The organism is Chitinophaga terrae (ex Kim and Jung 2007) (genome assembly GCF_900107795.1).
Classification (GTDB): domain Bacteria; phylum Bacteroidota; class Bacteroidia; order Chitinophagales; family Chitinophagaceae; genus Chitinophaga; species Chitinophaga terrae.
Window position 1 is genome coordinate 191,833 of the sequence record NZ_FNRL01000004.1, and the last position, 18,792, is coordinate 210,624.

Sequence of the window (18,792 nt, forward strand, 5' to 3'; positions counted from 1 at the left end):
AGATCATTGTTATGAAAAATATATTACAGGTATTTTTTTGCTTCACTTTATTCCTCGCGCCGGGATGGCTGTATGCCCAGCAAACCGTGGTGAAAGGAACTGTTAAATGTACAGATGGTCCGTTGCCGGGAGTTACCATTATAGAAAAAGGGATGCCGGCAAATGGTACTACTACCAACCCGGGAGGCGAATTCCAGCTGACGCTTAAAGGCCGTTCCAATAAGCTGATAGTACGGCTGATAGGGTACGTGCAGCAGGAGGTAGATGTACAGAAAGGGGAACCGCTGGATATCTTCCTGCAACCCTCTACCCAGGGAATTGATGAGGTGATAGTAGTGGGCTTTAATACAAAGAAGAGGATCACGAATACAGGAGCTGTGAGCGCTATTACGGGCAGCGAGATCCGGAACGTTCCCACCGCCAACGTCCAAAACGCCCTGATGGGAAAATTGCCCGGGTTTGTGGCGCAGCAACGCTCCGGTCAACCAGGTAAAGATGCCTCCGACTTTTTTATCCGCGGCGTAAGCTCGCTGAACGCAGATGGCAATAAACCATTGATCATCGTGGATGATATCGAATATGCCTACGATCAGCTGCAACAGATCAACGTGAATGAAATAGAAAGCATCACTATCCTCAAAGATGCCTCTACTACAGCGATCTACGGTATCAAAGGCGCAAACGGGGTATTGGTTGTTACTACCCGCCGTGGAAAAACAGGCCAGCCCCAGGTGAACCTGCGCGTTGAATCCGGCGCCCAGTCGCCCGTTAAGAAGCCTAAATTCCTGGACAGCTATAATACCGCTTTGCTGGTGAACGAAGCATACAGGAACGATGGCCTGCCCGAACAATTTACAGCGGAAGACCTGGAGCTGTTCAGGAATGGAAAAGATCCATACGGGCATCCGAATGTAAACTGGTACGATGCGCTGTTCAAGGCATACTCTCTACAGGCGAATACAAACGTGGATATCTCCGGGGGAACAAAAGCTGTTAAATACTTCATCTCCGCAGGCGCATTAACCCAGAATGGATTGGTGAAAGACTTCTCCGATCCCCGTAATGAAGTGAACAACAACTATTTCTTCAGGCGTTATAACTTCAGGTCCAACCTTGATCTCCAGGCTACCAAAACGCTGAATCTGCGCCTGGATGTGACTACGCGCTTCGGGAACGTGAACCAGCCGCATGCCGCCAACGTGGTATCTGAAGTTTACAATTTCGAAAAGATACATCCATACTCCGCTCCGTTGATGAATCCCAATGGCACTTACGCTTTTGCCTATGATACAAAAGATAAGCTGCCTACTATCAACGCCCGCCTGGCAAACGGGGGATACAACAGGGCAAGACGTACCGACTTTAACGTGTTGCTGGGCGCTACCCAGCAACTGAATTTCATTGCCGATGGTCTTTCCCTTACCGGACGTGTAGCCTATGCCGGTATAGAACAATATTCCAGGAATGTGTTCAGGGGAGATGAACCTCCTTCTTTCCACTATAACCCTGCCGACGGGTCTTATACGCTGGACCCCAGGGGCAACTACCAGCTATCAACCTACGCGGTAACAGGAAGTACGGATATTTATAGCAGGAATATAAACCTCCAGGCTTTCCTCACCTACGATAAAACTTTCGGTAGTCATCACTTCAACTCGTTATTGCTGTACAATAAACAGAGCTATAACTCCATGGCCGATATCCCTGCCAACTCAAGGGGCTATTCACTCAAGCTCGGGTATGATTTCAAGCAGAAATACCTGTTCGATTTCAACGCGGCATATAACGGGTCCGATCGTTTCCAGGCGAAAAAGAGGAACGGGCTTTTCCCCGCAGTGGGCTTAGGCTGGGCTATTTCGCAGGAACCTTTCTTTAAAGACAACGTTTCGTTTATTCACCTGTTGAAGCTCAGGGCAACCTACGGGATCGTAGGATCTGATGTGACCAGCGGCAACCGGTACCTGTTCCAGCAAACCTATAATAATGGGGGCAACTATTCGTTTGGCGAAAACAATACAGCTGCTCCAACCATTTATGAAGGCGACCTGGGCAACCTGGATGTAACCTGGGAAAAAGCGAAGAAAACAGATTTCGGTATAGATATCAATATGCTGAAAGACAAGCTCTCTTTAACCCTGGATTATTTTTATGAAGAAAGATATGACCAGTTGATCAGGAAAGGCTCTGTACCTGCAATTATTGGCATTGGTTATTCGCCTACCAACGTGGCGAGAACCAGCAACAAAGGCTGGGATGGACAAGTGAATTACCGCGACAGGATAGGGAAGGTAGATATTAATACCAGCCTGGTTTTCCAGGTGTTCAGGAACAAGGTGCTTTTTGCGGATGAAGCGCAACCTGCTTATCCATGGCTGGCAAAAACCGGGCAGCGGATAGATCAGCCGTTTGGTTATACATTCATTGGTTATTATACCCCCGAAGATGTGAAGAAGATACAGGAAAACGCGCACGACAAACCAGCTACCCCATTGGGTGAGTACCCGATCCAGGCAGGCGATCTTAAATACCGCGACCTGAACGGCGATGGCATCATTGATAACAACGACCAGGGACCTATAGGAAAACCGAATGTTCCCAGCACCGTACTGGGTCTGACATTGGGAGCCAATTACAAAGGCTTCAGTATAAATGTGCTGTTCCAGGGCTCGTTCAACTATAGTTTCAGCGTGGTGGGTACCGGTATTGAAACTTTCCAGAGCCAGTTCCAGCCTATACACCAGCAGCGCTGGACTCCTGAGAATGCAGATAAAGCGCAGTTCCCGCGCCTGACCAGCAACCCCACCACGGTTAACAGCGCCAGGTCATATATGTCTGATTTCTGGCTTATCAATGCACGTTATGTAAGGCTGAAAACAGTGGATATAGGTTACCAGTTACCAAGCCGTTTGCTGCCTTTGCACCTGAACAATGCCAGGTTCTATTTAAGCGCCTATAACCTGTTTACCTGGACCAATTATAAAAAATACCAGCAGGACCCCGAGATCGCCAGCAATACAGCCGGAGATGCTTATATCAACCAGCGGGTGTTGAATATTGGTTTGCAGGTTGGATTTTAATTTAATGTTGAATAAATGATAATTATGAAAGTGACAAGAAAGATAGTTCCCGGTATCCTCTTTTGTTTAAGCTGCCTGCAGGCGAATAGTCAAAGCATTCGACCTTTCAGGGCGGGCGACAGGGTAGTGTTTGCCGGTAACAGTATTACGGAAGCGGGCTTATATGAATCGTACATCTGGTTATATTACATGACCCGTTTTCCTTCGGAACGGATCACGGTGTTCAATGCCGGGATAGGTGGCGATGTGGCCGGGCAGATCTACAACCGGATGGACAGCGATATCTTAGCCAAGAAGCCTACTGTATTGGCAGTCACCTTTGGGATGAACGACAGCAGGTATTTTGAATATAATCAAAAAGACAAAGTTGCACAGGTCAGGGAGCAGGCGGTAAGCCAATCGCTCAACAGTTTTCAGCAGATCGAGCAGCAGTTGAAAGAATTGCCGGGCGTAGAAAAAATAATAATGACCTCTTCGCCCTACGACGAATCTGCCAGGATCAAGAACGAAGTATTTCATGGAAAGGTAGAAACCATGGAAAAGATAGCAGCGTTTCAAAAAGCGGCTGCCAGGAAAAACCATTGGGGCTTCCTCGATTGGATGCACAGCATGACAGCGATCAATAAGCGGGAGCAGCGGAAAGATTCGTCATTCACCCTTACAGGCCCCGACAGGATACATCCCGGCGCCGCGGGTCATTTCGTAATGGCATATTTCTTCCTTAAAGAACAGGGACTCGCCGGTAAGCCGGTTGCAACAGTGAGCATCAACGCAGCGAAGAATGAAGTGCTGAAAACCGCTAACTGCAAAGTATCAGAGCTGAAAGCAGGCAAGGATAACGTTGAATTCAACTATACGCCGTACGCTTTGCCATTCCCTTCCGATACAGTGCCAAGAGTATGGATGAACTACCAGAAACAGGTAGATGCGCTGAAAGTGATCCCGTTTGTGAAAGAGTTCAACCAGGAAGTGCTGACAGTAAAAGGACTTAACGGTAACAGCTATACGTTAGCTATCAACGGTGAGAAAGTAGGACAATGGTCGGGCGCCGAACTGGCTGCCGGTATTAACCTGGCGGAACAGAACACGCCACAGAGGAAGATTGCCCAGGAGATCATGGAATTGAACAACAAACGCAGGGAGCTGGAATCTAAATTCAGGTCTTATTACTGGGTGCACTATAATTTCCTGCAGGAGAAGAAAATGCTGTTCAATAATTCAGACGCGGCAAAAGATACGGTGCTGAAATATGGCGCTGAAAACGGTTGGCTGAAAATGAAAACAGAAGATTTCGAAACTGTCCGGATGCCGGCTACCCGCGCTGCGCTGCAAAAACAGATGGACGATATTGTAGACGCCATCTATCAGAAAAACCAACCCGCTCAATATCATATCACCCTCACTGCTAATTAATATAGATGCGAACGAGATTTAAGATACTGGCAATGCTCTTGGGTATTGCCGGTATTGCCAATGCCCAGCAAAAAGATATTGTTTCATACGCGAATACCAGGCAGGGAACAAATTCGCATTTCGGGTTAAGTCATGGCAACACTTATCCAACTACTTCCCTGCCTTTTGGAATGAATGCCTGGTCGCCCCAGACAGGCAGGAATGGCGATGGCTGGAAATACCAGTATAAGGCCGATTCTATCAGGGGCTTTCAACAGGTGCATCAGTGCAGCCCATGGGTGGGCGACTATGCGGTATTCAGTCTTATGCCCGTGAGCGGTCCGTTGCAGGTCAACGAATATGCCCGGGCTGCCGCGTTTACCCATGATGCTGAAATTGTGCAACCCGACTATTACAAGGTTACCTTCCGGAATGGCACTAAAACGGAGATAACGCCTACCGAACGTGGCGCGCATTTCAGGTTTTCTTTTCCTGCAAAAAAAGCTGCCTACCTGGTACTGGATGGTTATACAGGAATGAGCGAAGTGAAGATCTATCCGAAAGAAAGGAAGATCACCGGTTACGTAAGGAACGGGGCTTTCATACCTAAGAGTTTCAAAAACTATTTTGTAGTTGTATTTGATAAGCCGTTTGAAGTCTATGGCACCTGGGAGCCTGGCCCTAACAAAATAACAGAAGGCAACCAACAGGCGGGAGGCAAAGGCGCCGGCGCCTATGTAAAGTTTGCGGATGGAGCAACGGTGCAGGCAAAAGTGGCATCTTCCTACATCAGTCCCGAACAGGCGGAACTGACGCTTACAAGAGAATTAGGAAACTATAAATCGTTTAACGATACCCGTAATGCGGCGAATAACACCTGGAAAACATTGTTTAACCGGGTAAAAGTAGAAGGCGGTACAGAAGAAGATAAAGCCACGTTTTATTCCTGTCTTTTCCGCGCCAATCTTTTCTCTCACCAGTTCTTTGAATACAATAAAGAGGGCAAGCCTTACTACTATAGCCCATACGACGAGAAGATCCACGATGGTTACATGTATACCGACAATGGTTTCTGGGATACATTCAGGGCGCAGTTCCCCTTAAATACCATCCTGCACCCGGAAATGGAAGGCCGTTATATGCAGGCCCTGCTGGATGCGCAGTCACAATGTGGTTGGCTGCCTGCCTGGTCGTTTCCCAGCGAAACGGGCGGCATGTTGGGCAATCATGCTATCTCCCTGCTTACAGACGCCTGGGTAAAAGGCATCAGGACATTCGATCCAAAGAAGGCCTTAGACGCATATTTCCACGAAGCTATGAACAAGGGTCCATGGGGCGGGGCTAATGGCCGTGCGGGCTGGAAGGAATACTACCAGCTGGGCTATGTCAGCTTCCCCGAATCGCACGGCAGCACATCTCAAACCCTCGAGTATGCGTACGACGATTTTTGCGGCTACCAGTTGGCAAAAGTAACCGGCAATAAGTTTTACGAGCAGTTATTTAGCCGTACAATGTATAACTACCGTAACCAGTTCGATTCATCCACCGGCTTTATGCGCGGCAGGAAGGTAAACGGCGATTGGGTAGAACCATTTGATCCCTTCGAATGGGGAGGGCCCTACACCGAAGGAAACGCCTGGCATTGGCTATGGTCTGTATTCCACGACGTGCAGGGACTGATTAACCTGATGGGCGGAAATGAAAAGTTTGTAGCGAAGCTCGATTCTGTTTTCTCTCAACCCAACAAAGTAAACCCTGGCTATTATGGTGGAATGATCCACGAAATGACGGAAATGGTAGAAGGGAATATGGGGCAATATGCGCACGGCAATCAGCCTATCCAGCATATGATCTACCTGTACAACTATGCCGGCCAACCCTGGAAAACGCAGCAACATGTCCGTAACGTAATGGATAAACTATACAGTGCAACAGAAGACGGTTATCCCGGAGATGAAGACCAGGGGCAGATGTCGTCGTGGTACGTGATCAGCGCCCTCGGTTTTTACAGCGTATGCCCGGGTACGGACCAATACATAATAGGCAGTCCTGTTTTCGGTAAAGCAACCATTACGCTCGAAAACGGGAAGAAGTTCATCGTAGAAGCATTGAACAATAGTAAGGAGAATGTTTATATACAATCTGCTACGTTAAACGGCAAACCCTATAGCCGTAATTACATTACGCATGAAGATATTATGAACGGCGGTACTTTGGTATTGCAGATGGGAAATCAACCGGCGAAGAACCGGGGAATAGGGGAGGATGATAAGCCGTTTTCATTAAGTAAGCGTTGAAGTGTTAAAAATTGACGAATAAGGGGCGTTCCGGTTTTGGAGCGTCCTTTTTGTTTTGGGGGGCTAAACTTATCTTACTACCACAACCACCTGAAAAATATTTTCTTCCCTGCATAAGGGTGTCTGCCGTTCCACGTGTTATTAATCTCAAATTCAACAACATGATGCGACAGGAGACATTCTTCCGCTATGCGATCATCGCATGGTCGGTAGTGGTAACAATTGTCTGTATACTATCTCTTCCCATAGCGGCCCTGTTCCTATTGAGGAATTGCTTTACCCGGAAAAAGACCAATAGCTATGATAAACAGTAAAGAGACTTACAACAACCGCCAGGTAACAAAGTATATTGATTTCTTTCATTCCCCGGGCTGCAGCAGGCTGCATCTGCGTATGGCCCGCCAGCAACTGGCTGCATACGCCGAAGATGGTGTATGGGTTAACATATCTGCCCTGCCTCCGGGCGCCACATACGACCTTGTTGTACTGGAATACGCCCTTGGCAGCAGCGATGATATACAGGCATTGCTGAAACAGGTCAGACCCCTCTGCCACGCCACAACGCTGCTGATAGCGGTAGAGTACAATATGGTATGGAGCACCGTTATCCGTTATTGGAAAAGATTTTCCGGACGCAAAGAGCAGACGCCATCCAACTGGCTTTCGCATGGCGATGTAAAGAATATAGTGCAGTTGGAGGGAATGGAAGTTTTCCGGCATACCCGGAAAACGTTGCTTCCGTTTAATATTCCTATACTGGGGCCGTTCATGAACAGGATAATAGGCAACCTGCCGCTGGTCAATCATCTTTGCCTGAATCATTTCTATTTTGTTCGTTTCCAGCCGGGAGAATTGCGTATGGCCGGACAGCAAGTATATTCCACAAGCATTATTATACCCGCCCGGAATGAAAGCGGGAATATCAGGAACATTGTGGAGCGGATCCCGTCGTTTGGCGGAACGCAGGAGATTATATTTATCGAGGGCAACTCTACGGACGATACCTGGGAGCAGATGCTGGCCGTACAGGAACTATATAAAGGGAAACGCAATATTGTGGCTATACAGCAAACCGGAAAGGGCAAGGCTAATGCCGTGCAGGAGGCTTTCCGCATCGCTTCGGGGGATGTGCTGATGATCCTCGACGCAGATATTTCCGTTTGCCCGGAGGACCTACCTAAGTTCTACGAAGCGCTCATCGCCCGCAGGGGGGATTTCATCAACGGATGCCGGCTGGTTTACAAGATGGAAGAGAATGCCATGCGGGGCTTCAACCTTGTGGGAAACAAAGTATTCTCTCTCCTGTTCTCCTGGTTATTACATCAGCCGATAAAGGATACGCTATGCGGCACAAAGGTATTGCTCAAAAAAGATTACCTGGCGCTGGAAAAGAACAGGAGCTATTTCGGCGATTTTGATCCCTTCGGCGATTTCGATCTGCTCTTTGGCGCATACAAGCTGGGTCTTAAGATCGTTGACCTGCCTGTGGCCTATAAAGCCAGGACTTACGGCGAAACAAATATCTCCCGCTGGAAGCACGGATGGCTGCTGCTGAAAATGTGGGCCTTTGCTATCATTAAGATAAAGTTCAAACCATGAAGAAGAGCAATACAGGTATTCTTCTCCTGGCGGCGTGCATATTGGTTTACGGCCTGCTGACGGCGTTGCTGTTTGATGTGAAGGTATCCGACGGAGGAGACGACAGTTCTTATGTGCAGTCGGCCTACTATTTCCTGAAAGCGGGAACATTACCCGGTTACCAGGGACCGCTGTATCCTGTGGCGCTTAGTGCCGTGATGCTGTTTTCCGGTATGCACCTGGTAATACTGAAACTTTCCTCGGTCCTGTTCCTGCTCCTTTTCTTTATTGTTTTTTACAATACCTACAAGGATGTCGCCGGCCGGGCAGTATTGTTGCTCCTGTTGCTCTGCTGTATTGTGAACGCGCATTTTCTTTATTATGGGTACCACTTGTACTCAGAAGCTTTCTTCATGTTGCTGATGGCGGTCACTATCCGCTTTTTCAACAGGCATTTTATAGCAACTGAACCCGTATTCGCGCAGTACCTGCTGCTATCAGTGCTGCTGCTGGCCTGTTTCCTGGCCCGAACGGCAGGTATATTTTGCCTGATGGCAGTTTTTCTTTACTTCCTTTCCTACAGGAAATGGAAGAATATGGGTATTTACCTGCTTGTCACTGTTGCCATATTTGGCGCTTATTTCATGTTGAAAAAGATCATTTGGCCCGACACGAAAAATCTCCATTTCAGTACGCAGTTAGCCAGCCTTTTGCAGAAAGACTTTTATAACCAGGCCAGCGGGTATGAGGATGTTACGGGGATGCTGAGGCGGTTGCTGGATAACGGGAAACAGTACCTGTCTTACCATTTCGCCAATATTACCGGCTTCCTGCCGGATACCGCTGCGCGGCCGGGCTATTTCGCTACCCTGCTTTGGTATATCGTTTACGGCTATACGATGTGGTATTTTTTCCGTTGTAACAGGCTATTGTATTTTACGGGGCTGATGGTGATCAGCGGTTGCCTGGTATCCTTCCTGGCGTTGCAGGTGAGCTGGGACCAGGAGCGGATCATCCTGGTTTATGTACCGTTCATGCTTATCCTGTTGGCTGCATTGTTGGAGCAATGGCGTACAGGCGCTGTGGCAGCTTGCATACTGCTGGGAATATCTGCAAGCATCAACCTGAAAAAAACTATCGGCAAAATCGAGGAACACCAGCCGGAAATGACAGAGAACCTGTCGGGCAACCTGCTTTATGGCTATACGCCCGACCTGGCAAACTACCTGGAAGCTGCCAAATGGTGCGGGGCCAATAGGTCAAAGGACTCCGTATATGCCTGCAGGAAACCATCCATTGCCTTCATATTTTCGCCGGCGCCTAACTTCGGCATATTCAATGTTCCTGCGGTAACGGGAAAAGTATTAACTGATAGTTGCAGTTCCGCAGCATACACGCCGGTGCTGTTGGATATTTCCCGGGCACAGGGTAATGCCGCCTACGCTGTTTTCCTGGAAGGGGCAGCCCCGTTCATGTATGCTGTAGCCTCCTTCAACGATACGGGCAATAATGAGAGAATTGGGCTCCTTTGCCGGTTCCCGGTTGCAATGACAGCAGCCTTCCTGGAACAGGCCAGGACTGCGGCAATGCCGGTTTATACGGGGGTGCCCGTCATACAAGGCTTGCTGGCTAACGGCGGGTACCAGATAGACGAACTGCGGAACAACCTGCAGGAGCATCGCGTTTCGCACATGATCATGGCCAGCCTGCGGGTAGACCCGAATCGCAATACCGGTTACATTATTACCACCTTGCACAGGTATGCGTTTTACCTTAGCCTGAAATACCCTCGTATGTTCACGTTGGTAAAGACTATCGGCAATACGGAGCCGGCAATGATATACCAGATCCGGTACCCGCAGGACTGATCATTTCAGGCGCCAGAACAATCCTGCCTGGAACCCGATCCATAACTTGTTGTTGGATGAGGAAGTGCTGCTGTAGCTGTTGCTGAGCGTATAAAGAGGCTTGATAACATAGTAGGTTCTGTCGATATCGGTTCCGGGCATAACATTGGATGCCAGCGTCGATTCTTCTCCATTATAGTAATAAGTACTGTGAAGCAGGTTAAGCACCGGGCCAAAACAAATGTGCAGGCGATTGTTCAGTTTCTTCTCTGCCTGGATACCAAGCCTTGACAATTGTGCCTTTACCCGTATCTGCCCCATAATGCCCAGGGTGTCTGGCCGGTTGGCGTAGTCGGCAGACAGTTTGCCGGTTGTAACATTGAGCGCCAGTCGCCAGTTGCCGGGCAGTTGCCGCGATATGCCTGCTCCATAGGAAAAACCATTCACTTTGAAATTGGTGTTCCATATCGCTATTGCGTAAAGCCAGGGAAGACCCGCATGTATAGCAGGGGAGAGGTAAAATACGTCATCAGCGGTGATACCGGTTGTTATCATCAGGCGCATGGGATCTTTTTCTTTCCGGCCACTGACTGCTACCACTGATGAACTAATAGGCAATATGGTGTCGGGCCGCTGTGTGAAGCTTACGGAACGACGAAAGGCAGTATCAGTTTTCTGAAAATAGCCTGCAGAGCTATGTATTACCATACCGGGTTTACGCAACAACGTTGTAGGAACATTCACCGGGGAAACAAGCGTCTGCGAAAGCGGCTGAACATCTACCCGGTACGGATTTTTCCACAACTGCTTTGCAATTGCCGGTCGCTTTTCCGCAGGTGCTGCCGGAGCCGGCGAACTAACGGTCAGGGGTACACGTCTTTTTACAACACTGGCAGCAGGCGCCCCATTATTCGCTTTTTTGCCACTGCCTGCTGGAACAGGAACATTGCGTATGATCACGTAATTTCCGGAGATAACATATTGCAGATAATATTTTTTACTAAGATGCTCCAGCAGGGATTTTACTGTCATAGTACGTTGCGGCAACAGTATCTCCTGCCCCGGGTTGGTTCGCTGAGCGTTAAAGGAAAATACAATGCCTGTTTCCCTGGCTACATGGGCGCCCAGGGAATCCAGCCGTATGCCGGCGCGGGAAAAATGTAAAACCTGCTCCAGGCCCGATTGTTGTTGTCTTGCAAAGCTACGGTACGGGAATAAGGAGTGCAGGAAAAAAAACAGGGCAAGTCCTGTTGTTGCTGCTTTAGCTGCATTCATTCCCTGAAAAATAAACGATATTGTTCTCAAACCTGTATTGGAGGCCCAGCGATGCAGCTATCACATGCAGCACCTGCTGCAATGGCTGCCGGTCGAACTGCGTATTAAGCCTGCACCGGGCCAGCTTTTCGTTCTCAAATACTACGCTGATGCCATAGGACTTTTCCAGCGCCACTTTCACTTCTTCCATGGGCATATTATAAAAATAAAGCGTCCTGGTAGCATAAGCGTAACTGTTACGGTCAATCACCGCCTGCAATTGCAGTCGTCCGCTTACCCTTTCATAAACGCCGGTAGCGCCTGCGCTTACCTGTATCTGTGCGCTACCCGCACGCATCCTGACCATGCCTTCGTTCACACTCACGGTTATTGTATTGCTGTCTTTCCTCACATTGAAAGCGGTTCCCAGCACTGTGATCTCCAGGTTATCCATCCGGATGGTGAACGGTTGCCCAGCCAGTGGGGCCACTGAAAAATATGCTTCCCCGTCCAGCGTCACTTCACGCTTTCCTTGTGCAAACCGGCGGTTAACGGACAACCGGCTGTTATGCCAGAGTGTAACAACCGATTGGTCTTGCAAGGTATCTTTTATCACATTCTCTCCCGAGCGCAACACTGTATAACGCTCCTTTGCACCAGGCCGCAGCAGCAGGTATGCCGTTAAACCAACGCCCAGCAACATCACTATGCTGGCCGCTATCTTCAACCGGGATGCCAGCGTTGGTGCAACCCGCCGGGATGTGGTTATCTCTAACCCTGGTTTAAGCTGTTCCCATGCCTGTGCCAAATCCTGCGCCCTGTACGGCGTACCCGGGGAGGCCTGTTGCCATAACAGCGCCAGTTCCGCGAACATTGCCTGGTTCGCGGGATGTTGCGCCCTCCATTCGTCTATAGCAATAGCTTCCTCCGGCAGCGCTTCTCCTGCCAGGTATCTGCCAATTAAGGACGGATCTACATGTATGTCAGGTTTCAGGTCCACTTGTAGCAATATTACATAGTGATCATTTTATATCAATATACCTATTATCAGTATTACAACGAGATAGTCAGCCAGTCTTGCCCGGAATATCTTCAATGCCTTGCCTATCTGCGCTTCCACAGTTTTCACGGAAATATCCATCTCCCGCGCTATATCGGCATATTTCTTTCCTTCCATCCTGCTTTTAACAAAAACAAGCCTGCATTGAGGCGGCAGATCGCCCATCACTTGATGTATGAGGGAAGTCAGCTCTCCGGTGATCACCTTGTCCTTTGTATTGCTCTCAACATTAACGGTATGCGCCGTTGCAGCAGATGTATGCTGTTTTCTTATCTTGTTATCACGTATATAGTTCAGGCAAAGGTTGTGCGTGGCCTTATAAAGATACCCTTTAATAGCCCCTTCCATCAGCAGCTCGTCCCGTTTTTCCCAGAGTTTTTTGAACACCAGTTGTACCACATCGTCCGCCGCATCAGGGTCTTTCAGCATGGTAAAGGCATAGTAGTGCAGCCTTGCATGATAAACATGAAAGAGCTGCTCAAATGTAGCCAACGGATGGTTGTCTTTCGCCTTCTCCAAAACGTTAATGTATTCCTTACCAAGGAATATAACACTTCTCCCGCCGCTTACCCTATGTGTTGTTTAAAATTTTTTTTGCTGAAGCGGGGGGATGGTAGGATTAAGGTTAGGGAGGTAGGGTAGGTGGTGAATGCGAAAAATATCTGATTTACAGCTAAGAGAAGGTAAGATTATGATATATGCCAAACGAAGAACTGTTGCCAGGAATATGACCTTAGCGAGCTTCAAGGTGTATTAGATAATGGACTGCCTGCATGAAGTGGAAAAACAGCTTATTATCCGTTGGTTAAAAGGATATGATCTTAGAAAATACAGTACCTGGCAGACCATAAATACGTTAGTTCTGTAGAGGCATATAAACAAAGTGTGCTGGATAGGTTACAAAAGGCTGTAGCCCGTTACTATTTGCTATAAGAAAGATATTTTTAATCATCAAACCATTATGTAAATGGAAAAATCAAAACAATCGCTGATAGTTCCGGAAGAAAGAATTATGCAGCGAATAGTATTGATAAGGGAAGAAAAAGTAATATTGGATCTTCATCTTGCAGAGTTGTACGGTGTAGAAACGAGGACCTTAAAACAGGCAGTACGGCGCAATATGGAACGCTTCCCGGAAGACTTTATGTTCGAGTTGACCGAAGATGAAGTAGAAGCGGTGGTATCACAAAATGTGATACCACACAAAAAGTATCTTGGCGGCGCAAAACCATTTGCTTTTACAGAAACAGGAGTGGCTATGTTATCCAGTGTATTAAAAAGTGATACGGCTATAGAAATGAATATAGCCATAATGAGAACCTTTATATCATTACGCAAATTATCGGTTAATTACAAAGAGGTAATGCGAGTACTGGAGGAAATGCGGGAGCAATATGATAATCAGTTCGAGGATATTTATCGTGTGCTGGAGCATTTGATAAATAAGCCACAGGAGTCGCGTAATATGATCGGATTTACACGGCATAATGAGACGGCAGAATAGGTAACAGTGAGAGTTCTGGTGGGATGCGGTAATCATAAAATCTATTACATCAGAGGCCATAAGGTAATGTTAAGTCGTGATCTTGCAGTGTTGTATGATGTAAAATCAATGCGGTTAAGGGAATAGGTGAAACGCGATATGTTATTGGGGCTTAATTACATCTTATTTTTGCATAACGACAAATGGAAGTTGTATGTTAGGGAATTGGATAAGCAATCCGGAAAACAGCAGCTTAGAGGGGGTATAATTGTCTGGTCTATAATAGTACTAATTTTATCAAATCTGATCTTCATGTTCTACTTAATGAGTAAAGTGGATTGGTCTTTAATAGATAAGGGCACTTTTCAATAGGGAGCTTCATCTGATAATGGCCGAATAGCAGGGGGCCACAAACACCGGTATTACGGTAGAAGTAAAAATTCTGTTGACGAATTTGAGATAACAATTATTGATAGTAGTTATAAGATTCCTCGACACTTTATAACCATAAACCAGGCCACAGATGTTTGTCTGTGGCCCGGTTATTTTCTCCTTACTTCCAGTTATATATCCTCACAAAATACGGCCTATACTTATCCGCACTTCCCGGCGCATTGAAATTATCCCAAAAATTAAAAGGATTGGTATTGTAAGATAATACCAGTTCTCCCTCTCTCGATAACTCCTGGTGCAACGAAGCGTTATAGGTGAGCACATCAGGAATAACCGGCTCCAGGTAAAGGACGCGTTTATTTGTCCACGGGCCGATGTGGCTTGCAGATTCATAGATATATATGTCCTTGCTCAGGTAGATATTTGGGTTTTGCGTTACGAAATAATACTTGTTGCCCGACTTAAATACATTGGGAATAGATGCTCTCTCCGGAATAATAACCGTATTATCCGGTGTATTCTGCCAACCCGAACTGGTATAGAACTGCCAGGGTTGGGTAAGATCATTGCTGGCTGCCCTGGCAACAGCAACGCCGTTATCTGTGCTGCCATACATGTAGGTATAACCGTCGTCGTTCGTCAGTAACCCTCCGTCATAGGTAGTGTTGCCAACAAATTTATTCTTGATCACCTGGGTAAGCGTAAGGCTGGGAAGGGAAAGAATGGCAAGGTCGGTGCCCGGATGATCCAACCCGCCGCTGGTATTGTATTTCAGGTGACTTAATAATACCTGTACCGTACTGCCATGTACCTGTGCATCCCCGGGCCAATAGAGTTCCTTATCGTCGTTCGATGCCAGGTTATCGTATTGTATCCAGGTTTGAGAGTTGTTACCGGTTCCGCTGTTTAACTGCACAAAGCTGCTGGTAGACATATTCTGTTGCAGGATGCCGGCATTACGACGGAACGCGTTAATATTGCCGTCCCTGCTGCGGTTATTGTCTATATCTCCGAAGAAGCTGTCCTGGAAGGTCCAGAGCACGTTGTTGCCTGGCAGCAGGAGCGAATAACAGCCATCGCCTCCATTCCAGCCACTGTAGCGGGTCAGGTAGGCATTATACCTCAGGTCTTTGAACACCTGGATACCCGATGCCCAGCCCCCGTTTGGAATATACTCCGCATCCGTGTTGAGGGTAAGTATCCAGTGCTGGGTATTGCTGCCTGTATAGGTTTCCTGGGTAACAGGCGTACCGCTGGTGGTAGACCCGTTATGATTGGTTACGGCAAGCCCGTTACCTTTATTAGTGATCTTGTAAGCGCCGTTGCCAACGCTGGTAATGCTCCATAGCTGCGCGTCTGTGTTATTGCCTTCATATTGGTTCAGCTGCGTACCTGATACAGTTGTACTTCCCGGAACGTCCAGGAATTTCCCGCTGTAGGCATTCATGATCTTGTAATAGCCGCTGCCATTATCAGTGATCACCCATTTCTGGTTCTGGAAGAAGAAATTTGCATACTGGGTTACAGGGGCATAATTGGCGGTAGAAGAGGAGCCTATTTCTATGGCATTTCCCCCTGTTACACAGGTGATGCTGTATAGCCCGTTGATACCGGCATCCAGGGTAGTGTTGCCCAACGCCAGTTTGTTCCCGTTGATCTTATCCAGGGGCTGCTCTTTTTTACAGCCGGAGAAAGTAAGCAGGGCGGCGCCCACGAAAAACAGGATACATAATGAAAGATGGTAGCTTTTCATTTGTGGAATTTTTGAGGTGAATGAATATTTGAAATAAATAGTTCATTATTCGTTGTTATACGGAATAGCTACTACTTTATAAACTTCACTACCTAAAAGCGCCGGGTCAACTTCTATTTCAACCTGCCTGCTTTCTCCTTTCAGTAAAGTAAAATAGTTATTGTTCATGATCACCGGTAAAACAGGAACCTGATCTTTTCCTTTCATTAACCGTACCCTGATGCCAAATGCGGTACCTGCGGTATTTTTGATCGTACTGGTGATCAACAGCCGCCCGTTCGACAGCTTGCGGCTTTTGGAACGGATATCCAACCTCGCCGGCGGAAGCGTGTTTAACTGCGTATAATCCCTGTTGCCTCCCGGGCCTCTCCAATAAAGATTCTCGGATATCTTACCCCTGCGGTTCTTTAATATGAGTTTCAGGAAATAGGGTTGGGAAGCCGGGGCTGCGTCAAAACTCATACGGAAACAGCTTTTGGCAGTACCGGGAAGCAGGGACATCACGGTATCCCTGCGGGAACCCGGGATAGCCTCTCCCTGCGTGTTGTAAAGCATAGCGGTAGCCGACAGTTGATGTTGGGGCAATAAAGTATTGTTGATGACCTTAATGGAATCGTTAGCGCAGTTCCATTGAATATGCACAGGTTCGCAGGCCAGCTTCGCACCAAAGAATGCGCCTGTAAGGTCGAGGTAATAATCATAGGTTTGCCAGATCATGCTGGGGTAGGCGGATTGACTCATCCAAAGCAGGATGCCTGACGCGTCGTTCCAGAGCCGGTCCTGCCAGCCCTCGAACATGGCCTTGTTGATTTCCAGGTTGAACAGTTGCGCCCTTTTGCAGAAATCGTTGATATTCGTAGCGGAGTCGTAGCTCCTGGCAATGTCCGACATATAGCTATCGGGGCCTGCTACTCCGCCAAGTTCATATTTCTTGCTGAAGAAATGTTTGTCCCACATTTCGTTCCTTGGCCATAACGCTGGTTCAGGAATGAACTTCCGGAGGCTTTCCACATTCGGGAATACTGCACTGCCTATTTCACTCCTGATTCCCCAGTTATGGTAATTTCCGAAGTTGACCGGATCTGTAAAGTAAGAGGTAAGATTCATATGCACCCAAAGCCCGCTGCCGGAAAAACCCGGGCCAGTGTTGGAGCAGGGTTGGTAAAATCTGTCATTCCCATCGTAAACGGCTATACTCTCTTTGTTATGATCATTTAACCCCTTTGGCGGAAAGCCTTCATTGGAGCCGCACCACAACGCAATTGAAGGGTGGTTCCTGAATCGTTTGATCTTCTCCACAACATTTACCTGGTAAACTTTCTCTTCTCTCGGGTAACCGAAGGAGTTATTAAACCAGAAGTCATCCCATACCATAATACCATATTTATCACAGGCTTCATAAAATTCCTCATCCGTTGTAGAACCAAGCCAGTTACGGATTATATTGAAATTCATTTCCCTGTGAAGCCGCACCCTCATATCATAATCCCGGCACCGGAGCAGGTATTCCGACATTCCCCAGTTGCCTCCTTTCAGGAAAACACGTACGCCGTTGACGTTAATATGAAAAACTCCGCCTGTGCTGTCGTAGGTATATTTCCTGATGCCAAACCTGGTTTCTTTATTGTCGGATATGCTGTTAGCGGTACTCTCTTTAAACGTCCAGTTGCAGGTATATAGGTTTGGCTCTCCATAGCCGTTTGGCCACCACAGTTTCGGGTTAACGATATTCAATGCAGGAAAGGTAACCAGGGAACCGGTTTGCGGCGCCAGGGTTACCTGCTGCGAAAAGCGGATGTTGCCTGGTTGTATAGTGCCTGTTATTACGCCGGTAATACTGCTGCTGCCGTTATTTCTCAGTGTAGCCGATGGCGTTATTACGGCTTCCGACCGGCTGGCCGATAATGTCCTGATCCACGGATCTTCAATAGTAACGGCGCCGGAGTAGGAAAGATATACTTTACCGGTGATGCCCATGTTGAGCCCCGGCACTTCAGGCATCCAGTCCCAACCCTGGCTCGACAGGTAAGTTGGACTTGCCGCATTGGCGAGGGGAGTGGGAGGCGGCGCATGCAGGTATACTGCCACTACATTGTCGCCGGGTTGCAGCAACGATGTGATATCGAACCTGCTGCGGTTCACCAGGCCGCCTAAACTGTCGGCATTGGCGTTTAACCGTTGGCCGTTGAAATAAATATCTCCGCGTTTATTAATGCCGTCGAAATGCAGCCAGGCTTTTTTATTGGAAGGCGCTGTATTTTGAAAGGTTGTACGATACCAGAATGCCTGCTGGTACTTAGCTTTATTAACGTTGTAAATGTTGTCGCCGAAGTTGGGATCGCTTTCTTTCCCTGCCGCTACATAGGCTGTGAATGGAGTGCCCGGCACTTGTGCGTCTGTCCAGTTGCTCACCGGAAAGCCAGGTTGGGACACCGAATTTCCGGTTCCGTTTATTTCTCCCGCCGGGATAATTTTCCAGTTGCTGAGTGAAATGGTCTGTGCGCTCGTTCTTAGGTTAATGGCAAAGAAAAGGCTTAGATATAGCGATAGGCTCACTATATGCTTCAGCGGTTGTTTAACTAAAAGCATTTAATTCGAAATTGTTTATGTACTAATAAGGCATGTTGAGCAATGCCATTTAAATAATGACACGGGAAA

Annotated in this window: 12 protein-coding genes; 7 read left to right on the top strand and 5 right to left on the bottom strand. The window is 47.7% G+C overall.

The window, feature by feature from the left end:
* The first annotated feature begins 11 nt into the window (after positions 1 to 11).
* From BLV62_RS06010 to BLV62_RS06030, 6 genes are all read left to right on the top strand, one after another.
* A complete protein-coding gene (locus BLV62_RS06010; protein WP_089759699.1) occupies positions 12 to 3,077 on the top strand; it encodes a SusC/RagA family TonB-linked outer membrane protein in 3,066 nt (1,021 codons plus the stop codon).
* Positions 3,078 to 3,101: 24 nt separating this feature from the next.
* A complete protein-coding gene (locus tag BLV62_RS06015) occupies positions 3,102 to 4,490 on the top strand; it encodes an SGNH/GDSL hydrolase family protein (protein ID WP_089759701.1) in 1,389 nt (462 codons plus the stop codon).
* A gap of 5 nt (positions 4,491 to 4,495) precedes the next feature.
* A complete protein-coding gene (locus BLV62_RS06020) occupies positions 4,496 to 6,766 on the top strand; it encodes a GH92 family glycosyl hydrolase (RefSeq protein ID WP_089759702.1) in 2,271 nt (756 codons plus the stop codon).
* 161 nt (positions 6,767 to 6,927) lie between these two features.
* Entirely contained in the window at positions 6,928 to 7,080 is a 153-nt protein-coding gene (locus BLV62_RS28275) for a hypothetical protein (RefSeq protein WP_168927744.1), read from the top strand.
* Positions 7,067 to 8,365, top strand: coding sequence for a glycosyltransferase family 2 protein (locus BLV62_RS06025; protein WP_089759704.1), 1,299 nt, complete (start codon positions 7,067 to 7,069; stop codon positions 8,363 to 8,365). The genes BLV62_RS28275 and BLV62_RS06025 overlap by 14 nt, the downstream gene beginning before the upstream one ends.
* The gene (locus tag BLV62_RS06030; protein ID WP_089759706.1) at positions 8,362 to 10,212 is read left to right on the top strand and encodes a hypothetical protein; all 1,851 of its coding nucleotides are present in this window, start codon (positions 8,362 to 8,364) and stop codon (positions 10,210 to 10,212) included. The genes BLV62_RS06025 and BLV62_RS06030 overlap by 4 nt, the downstream gene beginning before the upstream one ends.
* Here the strand turns inward: BLV62_RS06030 and BLV62_RS06035 are convergent, their stop codons facing one another.
* From BLV62_RS06035 to BLV62_RS06045, 3 genes are read right to left on the bottom strand one after another with little or no spacing between them, the layout of a single operon-like run.
* A complete protein-coding gene (locus BLV62_RS06035) occupies positions 10,213 to 11,466 on the bottom strand; it encodes a hypothetical protein (protein WP_089759707.1) in 1,254 nt (417 codons plus the stop codon).
* Positions 11,453 to 12,445 (bottom strand): FecR family protein, encoded by a 993-nt coding sequence (locus BLV62_RS06040; protein WP_089759710.1) that lies wholly within the window; start codon positions 12,443 to 12,445, stop codon positions 11,453 to 11,455. The genes BLV62_RS06035 and BLV62_RS06040 overlap by 14 nt, the downstream gene beginning before the upstream one ends.
* A 27-nt stretch (positions 12,446 to 12,472) precedes the next feature.
* Positions 12,473 to 13,024, bottom strand: coding sequence for an RNA polymerase sigma-70 factor (locus BLV62_RS06045; protein ID WP_168927745.1), 552 nt, complete (start codon positions 13,022 to 13,024; stop codon positions 12,473 to 12,475).
* Between the two features lie 448 nt (positions 13,025 to 13,472).
* Between BLV62_RS06045 and BLV62_RS06050 the strand changes: the two genes are divergently transcribed.
* Positions 13,473 to 14,009: an ORF6N domain-containing protein gene (locus BLV62_RS06050; RefSeq protein ID WP_089759713.1), complete on the top strand. Its 537-nt coding sequence runs from the start codon at positions 13,473 to 13,475 to the stop codon at positions 14,007 to 14,009.
* Positions 14,010 to 14,541: 532 nt separating this feature from the next.
* Here BLV62_RS06050 and BLV62_RS06060 read toward each other — a convergent pair.
* Together BLV62_RS06060 and BLV62_RS06065 are read right to left on the bottom strand one after the other, a co-directional pair.
* The gene (locus BLV62_RS06060; RefSeq protein ID WP_089759717.1) at positions 14,542 to 16,134 is read right to left on the bottom strand and encodes a DUF5005 domain-containing protein; all 1,593 of its coding nucleotides are present in this window, start codon (positions 16,132 to 16,134) and stop codon (positions 14,542 to 14,544) included.
* A gap of 45 nt (positions 16,135 to 16,179) precedes the next feature.
* Positions 16,180 to 18,723, bottom strand: a complete 2,544-nt coding sequence (locus BLV62_RS06065; protein WP_089759719.1) for a glycosyl hydrolase 2 galactose-binding domain-containing protein — start codon at positions 18,721 to 18,723, stop codon at positions 16,180 to 16,182.
* Positions 18,724 to 18,792 lie beyond the last annotated feature (69 nt).

Coding starts and splice junctions, on each gene's coding strand:
- BLV62_RS06035 (WP_089759707.1), bottom strand. CDS start 11,466: ATGAATGCAGCTAAAGCAGCAACAACAGGACTTGCCCTGTTTTTTTTC.
- BLV62_RS06060 (WP_089759717.1), bottom strand. CDS start 16,134: ATGAAAAGCTACCATCTTTCATTATGTATCCTGTTTTTCGTGGGCGCC.
- BLV62_RS06015 (WP_089759701.1), top strand. CDS start 3,102: ATGAAAGTGACAAGAAAGATAGTTCCCGGTATCCTCTTTTGTTTAAGC.
- BLV62_RS06050 (WP_089759713.1), top strand. CDS start 13,473: ATGGAAAAATCAAAACAATCGCTGATAGTTCCGGAAGAAAGAATTATG.
- BLV62_RS06025 (WP_089759704.1), top strand. CDS start 7,067: ATGATAAACAGTAAAGAGACTTACAACAACCGCCAGGTAACAAAGTAT.
- BLV62_RS06065 (WP_089759719.1), bottom strand. CDS start 18,723: ATGCTTTTAGTTAAACAACCGCTGAAGCATATAGTGAGCCTATCGCTA.
- BLV62_RS06020 (WP_089759702.1), top strand. CDS start 4,496: ATGCGAACGAGATTTAAGATACTGGCAATGCTCTTGGGTATTGCCGGT.
- BLV62_RS06010 (WP_089759699.1), top strand. CDS start 12: ATGAAAAATATATTACAGGTATTTTTTTGCTTCACTTTATTCCTCGCG.
- BLV62_RS28275 (WP_168927744.1), top strand. CDS start 6,928: ATGATGCGACAGGAGACATTCTTCCGCTATGCGATCATCGCATGGTCG.
- BLV62_RS06030 (WP_089759706.1), top strand. CDS start 8,362: ATGAAGAAGAGCAATACAGGTATTCTTCTCCTGGCGGCGTGCATATTG.